The sequence below is a fragment of the Herbaspirillum sp. B65 genome (genome assembly GCF_000333555.1).
Taxonomy (GTDB): Bacteria; Pseudomonadota; Gammaproteobacteria; order Burkholderiales; family Burkholderiaceae_D; genus Herbaspirillum; species Herbaspirillum rubrisubalbicans.
In genome coordinates this window covers 1-8,478 of record NZ_BADI01000475.1, presented here as the reverse complement: position 1 = coordinate 8,478, position 8,478 = coordinate 1, and the positions used below count along the sequence as shown (strand labels likewise).

Here is an 8,478-nt window from a genome sequence, read left to right as displayed (position 1 = left end):
AGTGATGCGGCTTTTGGCAGGGTTGCATAAATAGTTTGCAAAGCTGCGGTCCAAAAAAAAGGCCCTCGCGTGCGAGAGCCTTTTTGCTATTGAATTCTTTGCAGTCCTGGCAATTTTCGTCTTTTTTGCGTATTTGCCGGTTCTCGCACCCCTCCAAAAGCGTTGTTCAGCCGGACCTCATGGGGGGCTCTCGCAACTGCCTTTTTTCGAAGAGGGGCGATTATATAGCCTTGATCGGAAAAATGATACTGCTCGACGTGGAAATTATTTTCACTCAGAAGGAGGGGGATTCTTGCGCACGAAAGGGTAGCCCGCTTCGTAGATGATCCAGCCTTTGCCCTGGGGGCAGGAGACTTCCCGGTACATGAAGGCCTTGACGATCTGCTCCCGGCCCAAGGCACAGGTTTCTCCTTTGCGCAGGAGGAAAGCCGGTTCATCGGCCTCATCGGCTGCCTTGAATACTGTCACGTCCTGTGTTGCCTGCCATGTGCCTTCGGGCTGGCTGCAGCCGGGCAGAGACAATACAGAGAGCAGGAGCAGAAGGTTTTTCATTTCCGGGGGTAGTCGTTGAGCTTGACCGCGCGTTTTGATCGTTGAATGACGATTAGCAGTTCTTTGGGAGAGACGCCGGCATTGGACGCCGGCGCGAAAAGAAACCTTGGATCGTGAGCCAAGATGCCGATGTTTTCAAGGACATCGGCGACGTTGGTGGAACAGCTATTGGATGCCAGATTGTAGCTGGCACCCACACGTATTCTGCGTTCAAGTTCCTGCCTTATCTTCTCTTTCTCGTCCCGAGAGACGCGAAGTACCACGCCCAACGAATCTCTATAGGAATTGTCAGCAAGATATTTGGTTCTTAAGCGTTTGTCATAGCCGCTGTGCGCCATTCCATAAACGTAGCCACCCACATCAATCGCTACATGCCCCCATTGGGATCCGCTGCTGATCAGGCGGCCGTCGCTGACAATGACTTCAACAGTCTCCGAATCGGTGTTGATGGGTTTTACGGAGTCATCTGCATGAGGCGTGGTCATCGTTTTGCTGACCAAGCGAAGGGTTTGACCGTGCGGGCTTGTGATGGTCTGAGCAGACATCGGTTACCCCGCGATAAAAAAGTTGATTTGCTCTGCCTGCACACCAGTCAAGTGAAGCTTGGTCTGCCCCTTGCTGTCGGTTGTCCCATACTCGATTTCTCCGCTGACCTTCTGGCACGCGTAGTAGGTGTCGGGCATGGGTTGTCCACCGGCATCAAGAAGCACATAGCGATCATCAAATCCCGTGCCGTTCATGAAGGCAGCGGCAGCCTCCAGTTCCTTCGCGTCTGCGCGCTCGGCCAGTAGCACGGCTCCACAACTGGTCATGTCCCCTTCTAGTGCACTGCGCACCCCGAAGACGCTCATGCCGGATGCCTGGGAAATGCTGTGCCGATGGGGATCGCATTTTGGGCAGAACACGATATCGTTCAGGCGTGCCTGGCCTGTTATCCCGTTCCATGTGCTTTGCTGGAGGCCGGTCATGACGAGGCCACCATGACTTGTCTTGTCTCCTTGCCAGATCATTCCTTTGCCATTGAATTTCGGACGTGCCGCGCCATTCATGTTTTGCTCCTTCGCTGAAAAGTGAATACCCTTTCCCAGGCTTTTTGCGGTGGTCACGTCAGTTCTCAGGCTGTATTTTCGAATCATCGTCGTGAAGGGATAGTTCACGGACTGTCGGTCATCGCAGGAGTTGTAGGGAATCGGGGTGGCAGCGAGTATTTCTTATTTGTAAGAGCCGGGTGCGGGAGCGGACGGTTTACCTACAATTTTTCGTAAAATTTTTAGGGCGGTAGTTTTATGCAAAAGCCAAGTTACGCTTTATTTGTCAGGCATCAATGATGAACTGAACGGGGAGGCCTCGAATGAAGCCTGGCGTTGAGAGAGTGAGAGGCGCAGAGTATTTCGCCTTTTTTAGATGCTGAGATGGTTGATACAGGAGCGGCTGCAAAAAACAAAAATGCACTCCGAAAAGTGCTTTTTTGCTTACCACCTTTGGTGGAGCCGGAATCGGACCGGTAAGCCCAGCAGCGCTAAGCCACGACGGAGTGAATATTGGCCGACACAGAATCCCCCATCAGTTAATCCAACTATTCCGAATGTGAAATTGTTGATCAATCATCGTGACAAGGGATAGATACCGCAAATGGCTGTGAAAATAACTAGGCGAAACTTGATTCACGCCGGAGTGGTCAGAAGGTGCTTTGTGAAAATGGTCGAGTATTACTTTGCGTTTGATAGCCGATTGTAAGCGTGAATAGATGTTGTGACAAACACAATAATTCTAATTGACGTCACCTTTAGAAAGGATAAAGGGTGGTGCATAGGAATTAAGGCAGAACAAGGGGGGCGAGATTACTTCGTGAAGAGGATCGATGATCTGAATAATATCTAATAAAATCAAATAATTAGACTAATTCGTCTCCGAATTTGTGGCAGGGTTAAAGAAAGATGGATTCTTTAGAAACCGTACTGAGATAGGGAGCGGAGGTCGGGAGGAAAGTCAAACTTCGAGGTCTTCTGTAACATTTTTACGACGAAATATTTTCGATTTCCTCTGAATGCAACCGGTTTTGATCATTTTCAGAGTCTGAGGTTGGCCGTTTGCTAATTCTGGAAAAATGCCTGTTGCATCCTTCCATTGTTCCACCTAGAATTCTTTACATGGACCTTCTCACTCAAATTAGCGAAAAGACGGACGACCTACGGGTTACCCGAGAACGCCTTATGCGTGAGCTAGCACTCATCGACGCGGAATTGAAAAAGCTGGAAGCGGCGAAAGAGGTCTTTCTGTCCTTTATTAATCCGCCGATTTCTACAAAGCCTGCTGTCAGGCATCCGGTGGGATCTTATTCTGTCACGATTGAGGGGTTTGCTGAAGGTGTTCGAACAGCTTCGAAACGTGACAGGATTCTCTTTGTGGCGGATGAGTTGTTGAAGGACGGCTTCCCTCGGACGACCGAAGAGATTTTGTCAAAACTAGATGAGGCTGGTGTTCAGCTTTCTGGGGGCGATGAAAAAACGCAGCTCCGTAATCTCTCTGCTTATCTATCGAAGGCTAAGGCGGAGCTACAAATCGAATCTACCAAGTATGGCTGGGTGAAGAAGCCAATCTTTACGGGGTACCAATTGGCGCGAGATTCTGATTTCGGGAAGCTTCCTGACCTAGTCATTCCACAAAACGACGACGATAAGGATGCGAAGAGCTAAAAAGGCGAAAGCCCTAACGGTGCAAACGTCAGGGCTTTCTTTTTCTAAACCCACCCGCTTGGACCGCGGAGCATAGATAGCAATGCTAGAGCTATTAAGGAGGGCTTATATATGGCTAAAACCCATATCACCTTATTAGGTTAATAGGCTTTAACTTTGGCAAAGGTGGTGAGGGGCAACCCCTGCCACCTACAGCCATTGATGTCCTAAGCAGACTTAGTTAGTTTACGTTAACCAATGGCTGTAGGCAAGATTAATTGCCCCTCCAACGTTAGTTGGAGGAGTTATGTACAACACTCGCCTCAAGGATGTGTTCGTGCGCGCCTATACTCGAGTTCGTTTCGGGCGAACCGAGAATGTATGCCAGCATTGGCGTTCGCATCCTAGTCAACTTAGCTTGTTCTAATTGACTTCCGCCGGGTCGGTCTTTGACTGACTCGGCTTTCTTATTTTGGGGCTTTTAAAAAAGGCCCTCGCGTGCGAGAGCCTTTTCTATTGAATTTTTTGCAGTCCTGGCAATTTTCGTCTTTTTGCCGGTTCTCGACCCCTTCAAAAGCCTTGTTCAGCCGGACCTCATGGGGGCTCTCGCAACTGCCTTTTTTCGGAGAGGGGCGATTATATAGCCATGAATGGAAAAATGATACTGCTTGCCTCAGAAAATTATTTTCCAGTTGGCGTGCTCTCGCTGTCATGGATGAAGCGGTCTCTCGCGCTCGCTTGACGATATTGACTGGTGGAACAGCTGCATGAAGAGATCAGAGCGCCCATGCTCTGAATGCAGGGCGGTCTGTCTCATTGACTGTAGCAATCAGAAGTCGTGCTTGATCCCTGCCGCAACCGCCCGGATGTTACGCCCCGCCAGCCCGTTGCCTCCGGCGCTGCCGGCGCCGCCGATGTCGTATTTTGCATTGCTGCCGTTGCGCAGCTGCACCAGTTGCGACCACAGTTCGGTGCGCTTGGAGAGCGCGTAGCGGTAACCCAGCATGATGATGTTGGAGGCGCTGCCATTGCCGACATAGATGCCGGAGAAGACCGGCGTCTGGTCGCCGTGTCCCTGTCCGGCGTGGTACCAGGACAGCTCCAGCGTATGCTGTCCTTCCTTCTTGCGCGCGGTCAGGCCAAAGCCGTTCTGGCGTAGATCCCGCAATCCGGGGTTGCTGTATTTCAGCGCCTGGAAGTAGCCGCCGAGATAGAGGGAAGGCGTCACCGAATACCCGGCTGCCAGCATCAGGAGCTGGTCATTCAAGCCCGTGCCGCGCACGTTGTGATGCAGATCGTAATCCAGCGCCACGATGGCGGCATCGCGCTGATACTGCACTTTGCTGGACCAGGCCATACCGTTGCAGCCGGTGACTTCGCCCAGCGACAGATGGGTGGCGGCACTGAAGCCATTGATCACTGGTGAGTCATAGCGGATGGAATTGCCGAAACGGCTATCAAAGGCAAAGCTGTTGGTCGCGCCGCCATTGCCGGCGACCTGGGTGCAGGCGGTGCTTCCGGCATTGCCGCTGGTGCCGGTGAAGGTGTTGCTGTAGCCATTGGCCCAGAAGCCGTTGAGATTGTCGTTCATCATGCTGCTCTGGTAGCCCGGGCCGGCGATTCCATGCAGATCGTCGAGCGGATTGAGCATGTAGCCGAGCTTGACCGAACCGAAGGAGCCTTGCAGTCCGACCGAACTTTCCCGGCTGCCGAGGGCGCCGGCACCGGTATCGGGACTGAACCCCGACTCCAGCATGAAGGTGGCCGCCAGCCCATCGCCCAGGTCTTCGCGGCCCTTGAAGCCGATCCGGCTGGAGAGGTTGTTTTCCTGCGTGGCCGCACCACGGCCTTGCCCATAGCCGGAATAATTGACCAAGCCAACGTTAAGCCGTCCATACACCGTCACGTTGCTCTGCGCATGAACAGGCGAGGCCAGGACGATCATGGCGAGCGCCGAGCCGGCCAGTGCATTTGCTTTGAAAGACATGTTGATTTCCCCTGTTGTCATAAAGAAGTGGCCTGTCGTTTGCCACATCCATCCAATGGGATTTGCGCCTGTCTTCAACAAGCGCCCGCAAAAGGAGGCGATGCAGCGGGCTCAATTCTATGAAGCCGAAGCAGGGTGAAAATTGAGTTTTTCGCACACTACGATGAGCGGCGAACGCATCACGGACGGTGGTTGCGAGAGAAAGAGGGAGGGAGAAAAACTAACAGATGCGTAGACAGACTGCGCGCGATGCAGAGCAATTCGAGGTGAACTTGTCAGGCCAGGGTATTGGCCTGAACACGCAGCGGCGCAACGGTATGCGTATCCCGTGGATCAGAGCAGGCCGCCTGCAACCACGTGCGGAAAGCCTGGAAATGGGCAGGTTCAACTGCTCCTTGGATAGCAGAGATAGTGCCCCTGATTGATTTCCACACTGGTGGAAAAAGGCTTGACCAGCAATCCCTTCTTCAGCTCCTGCCCTACCAGGAATTCGGGAACCAGGCCGATGCCCATGCCGTTGACCACTGCTGAAATGAGCACCGAGTATTGCTCGAATCTCGGTCCCAGCAGAGCGCGCGACTTGTCGATCTTCACGTGGTCGCACCACAGTTCCCAACTGCCCGGCGCCTCGATGTGCTGCAGCAAGGTGTGGCGATGGATATCGTTCACCCCCCTGATGGCGCGTTCGCCTTTCAAGTCTTCCGGCCGGCAGATCACCACGAAGCGGTTGCCGATCAGGTATTCGGAAACCACATTAGGCCAGGTCCCCTTGCCAAAACGCACTGCTGCGGTGACGTCCGAGGGAAACATCTCGTCCGAAGAAACGTGTGCCTTGAAATTCAGCTTGGCGTCCGGATAGATCTGCTGGAACAGCGGCCAGTGCGGGATCAGCCAGTTGGTGGTGAAGGTCGGGACGCTGGAGAGCGTCAATGAGCTGTCGCACGATCTGACGGCCAGCATGTCCAGCGAGGCGGCTTTGATGATGTTGAGCCCCGGCGCCACCTTGGAGAGATACATCTTGCCGTTGCCGCTCAACACCAGCTTCTTGCCGCTGCGGCGAAACAGCGCCACCCCGAGAAATTCTTCCAGGCTGGAGACCTGCCGGCTGACCGCGCTGGGCGTGATGCAGAGCTCATCGGCGGCATCCGTGAAACTCAGATGGCGCGCCGATGACTCGAAGGCCAGCAGCTCATGGATGGTGGGACAGATTCTCTTCATGGGGACGGGCAGGGAGGGGCGTCTTGCGTCAGGCCGGAAGCCAGACGGGGCGCCAGTTTGCCAAGCGGATATGACAGGAACATGACGCTGCTTAACAGGTGTGGCTTTCTGTTGTTTTCGATGAGCGCCCATCATCGTTGAATGCGGAATGCGCAAAATGCAGCCCGGAAAGCTGCACTAGAATCTCGTTCGATTCGATACACCGCCATTCCTCGATACCGCCGGGGCCACCCCGGACAGAGTGAAAGATGCTACTCAGACTGATCTCAATTTCGTATGGCCTTTATCTGCTGCTTCCCATCGCGCTGGTCTGCGTGGGCTCGGTGGGTCAGACCTGGACCAACACTCTGCTGCCGGAGGGATTCACGCTCTCCTGGTTCGTCGCGCTGTGGCAGGACGTGTCCATGCGCCGCGCATTTTTTTCGAGTCTGACGCTGGCCTTGTGTACCTGCGTGCTCTCGACGCTGCTCTCGGTGCCGCTGTCCTACTATCTGTACAAGAACGGCCGTGGTGCCAAGGCAGTGGCTACCGGCTTGATCGCCTCGATGCCCATCGCCGTGCCGACCATCACCCTGGCCTTCGGTTATCTGCTGGTCTTCAATTCGGACTGGCTGCCCTGGCAAGGTTCCTTCGGGCTGCTGATCGCTGCGCACACCATGCAGACCATGCCCTATCTCACCAACACGCTGCTGAGCGATCTGCGCCATTTGAAGCTGGATCAGCTGGAGCAGGCAGCCGCCACACTCGGTGCGAGTCCTGCTCAGCGCTTTTTCGGCATCGTGCTGCCCAATCTCGGCCACAGCCTGATCTCTGGACTGGCCATGGTGTCGGCCCTGTCCATTGGTGAATTCGGACTGTCGAACCTGCTCTCCAGTTTTTCCAATCGCACGTATCCGGTGGTCTTGCTGCAAGCCTTCTACGGCGCTACCGGCCTGGCCTGCGCGGCCACGGTGGTGTTGCTGCTGCTGGCTGCGATGGCCTCCCTCATCTCCACTTATTTTGCCAAACGATAATGGGTCTGCATTTCAACGATGTCGTTTTTCACTATGGCCAGAGCCAGCATGGTATCGATCAGCTCAGCCTGAACATCGCCAAGGGCGAACTGCTGGCCGTCATCGGCGCCAGCGGTTCGGGCAAATCGACCTTGCTGCGCCTGGTGGCCGGATTGCTGCGCCAGCAAAGCGGACACATCTTCCTGGATGGACATGACCTGACCGGTGTGGAAGTGCACAAGCGCAATATCGGCATGGTGTTCCAGCATTACGCCTTGTTCCCCCATCTGAGCCTGCAAGACAACGTGGCCTATGGTCTCAAGATGCGCGGCATCTCCCGCGAAGAATCGGTCCGTCGGGCCGGCGACATGCTGGCAATGGTGGATCTGGCGGCAATGGCGCAACGCCTGCCGCATCAGATCTCGGGTGGACAGCAGCAACGCGTGGCACTGGCGCGCGCACTGGCCTACCGCCCCAGCGCCTTGCTGCTCGATGAACCGCTGTCGGCGCTGGACGTCAACATCCGCGGCTATCTGCGCGATCAGATCAAGGTCTTGCAGCGCGAATTTGCCGCCACCACCCTGATGGTCACGCACGACCAGGAAGAAGCGCTGGCCATCGCCGACCGCATCGCCGTCATGGATGGCGGGCGCCTGCTGCAGGTCGCCACGCCCCAGGAGCTCTACGAGCGCCCGGTCAATCGTGCCGTGGCCGGTTTCGTCGGCCATTCCACGATATTGCCCGGCCGCGTCGCCGCCGATGGCATCGTGGATGTCGGCTTCCAGCTGCTGCTGACAGAGACCGGCAAGCTTGCCATGGGTACGCAGGTCTGGCTGCTGATCCGGCCGGAATGCGTCAGCGTCGATGCCAATCCGCGCACGCCGAACTGTATCGAGGGAGAACTGAGAACCGTGCGCTATCTCGGCGCCACCAAACGTTATGACTTCTTCCCCAGGGGCGGTACTGCCGCGATCCTGGGCGAGGGCGCGGATTTGCCCGCGCATCGCATTTTCATCAAACCGGAGATATCTATCTTCTGCAATCTTGATCCTGT

Annotated in this window: 8 protein-coding genes; 3 read left to right on the top strand and 5 right to left on the bottom strand. The window is 55.1% G+C overall.

Translation table 11 applies throughout. The features are described from left to right. Window positions 1–270: 270 nt before the first annotated feature. The 3 genes from I5W_RS11620 to I5W_RS11610 are packed head-to-tail and all read right to left on the bottom strand — an operon-like array spanning window position 271 to window position 1,709. Window positions 271–552 (bottom strand): hypothetical protein, encoded by a 282-nt coding sequence (locus I5W_RS11620; RefSeq protein WP_044529345.1) that lies wholly within the window; start codon window positions 550–552, stop codon window positions 271–273. Beyond that, window positions 549–1,097, bottom strand: coding sequence for a hypothetical protein (locus I5W_RS11615; protein WP_044529344.1), 549 nt, complete (start codon window positions 1,095–1,097; stop codon window positions 549–551). Before I5W_RS11615 ends, I5W_RS11620 begins: the two co-directional genes overlap by 4 nt. A 3-nt stretch (window positions 1,098–1,100) precedes the next feature. Then, entirely contained in the window at window positions 1,101–1,709 is a 609-nt protein-coding gene (locus I5W_RS11610; protein WP_148289093.1) for a PAAR domain-containing protein, read from the bottom strand. A 993-nt stretch (window positions 1,710–2,702) separates the two neighbouring features. On the opposite strand from I5W_RS11610, the gene I5W_RS11605 reads away from it, so the two are divergent. After that, window positions 2,703–3,248: a hypothetical protein gene (locus I5W_RS11605; protein ID WP_044529342.1), complete on the top strand. Its 546-nt coding sequence runs from the start codon at window positions 2,703–2,705 to the stop codon at window positions 3,246–3,248. 808 nt (window positions 3,249–4,056) lie between these two features. On the opposite strand, the gene I5W_RS11595 is transcribed toward I5W_RS11605, so the two are convergent. Next, a complete protein-coding gene (locus tag I5W_RS11595) occupies window positions 4,057–5,214 on the bottom strand; it encodes a porin (protein ID WP_044529341.1) in 1,158 nt (385 codons plus the stop codon). Between the two features lie 384 nt (window positions 5,215–5,598). Then, window positions 5,599–6,432 (bottom strand): LysR substrate-binding domain-containing protein, encoded by an 834-nt coding sequence (locus I5W_RS11590; protein WP_252716997.1) that lies wholly within the window; start codon window positions 6,430–6,432, stop codon window positions 5,599–5,601. Between the two features lie 248 nt (window positions 6,433–6,680). On the opposite strand from I5W_RS11590, the gene I5W_RS11585 reads away from it, so the two are divergent. Both I5W_RS11585 and I5W_RS11580 read left to right on the top strand, forming a co-directional pair. After that, entirely contained in the window at window positions 6,681–7,445 is a 765-nt protein-coding gene (locus I5W_RS11585) for an ABC transporter permease (protein ID WP_044529340.1), read from the top strand. Next, on the top strand, window positions 7,445–8,478 hold a 1,034-nt coding region (locus tag I5W_RS11580), incomplete at its 3' end, for an ABC transporter ATP-binding protein (protein ID WP_044529339.1). The genes I5W_RS11585 and I5W_RS11580, both read left to right, overlap by 1 nt.

Excerpts from the sequence above, each read along its gene's own strand:
- I5W_RS11620 (WP_044529345.1), bottom strand. The coding sequence starts at position 552 with ATGAAAAACCTTCTGCTCCTGCTCTCTGTATTGTCTCTGCCCGGCTGC.
- I5W_RS11615 (WP_044529344.1), bottom strand. The coding sequence starts at position 1,097 with ATGTCTGCTCAGACCATCACAAGCCCGCACGGTCAAACCCTTCGCTTG.
- I5W_RS11605 (WP_044529342.1), top strand. The coding sequence starts at position 2,703 with ATGGACCTTCTCACTCAAATTAGCGAAAAGACGGACGACCTACGGGTT.
- I5W_RS11595 (WP_044529341.1), bottom strand. The coding sequence starts at position 5,214 with ATGTCTTTCAAAGCAAATGCACTGGCCGGCTCGGCGCTCGCCATGATC.
- I5W_RS11590 (WP_252716997.1), bottom strand. The coding sequence starts at position 6,432 with ATGAAGAGAATCTGTCCCACCATCCATGAGCTGCTGGCCTTCGAGTCA.
- I5W_RS11585 (WP_044529340.1), top strand. The coding sequence starts at position 6,681 with ATGCTACTCAGACTGATCTCAATTTCGTATGGCCTTTATCTGCTGCTT.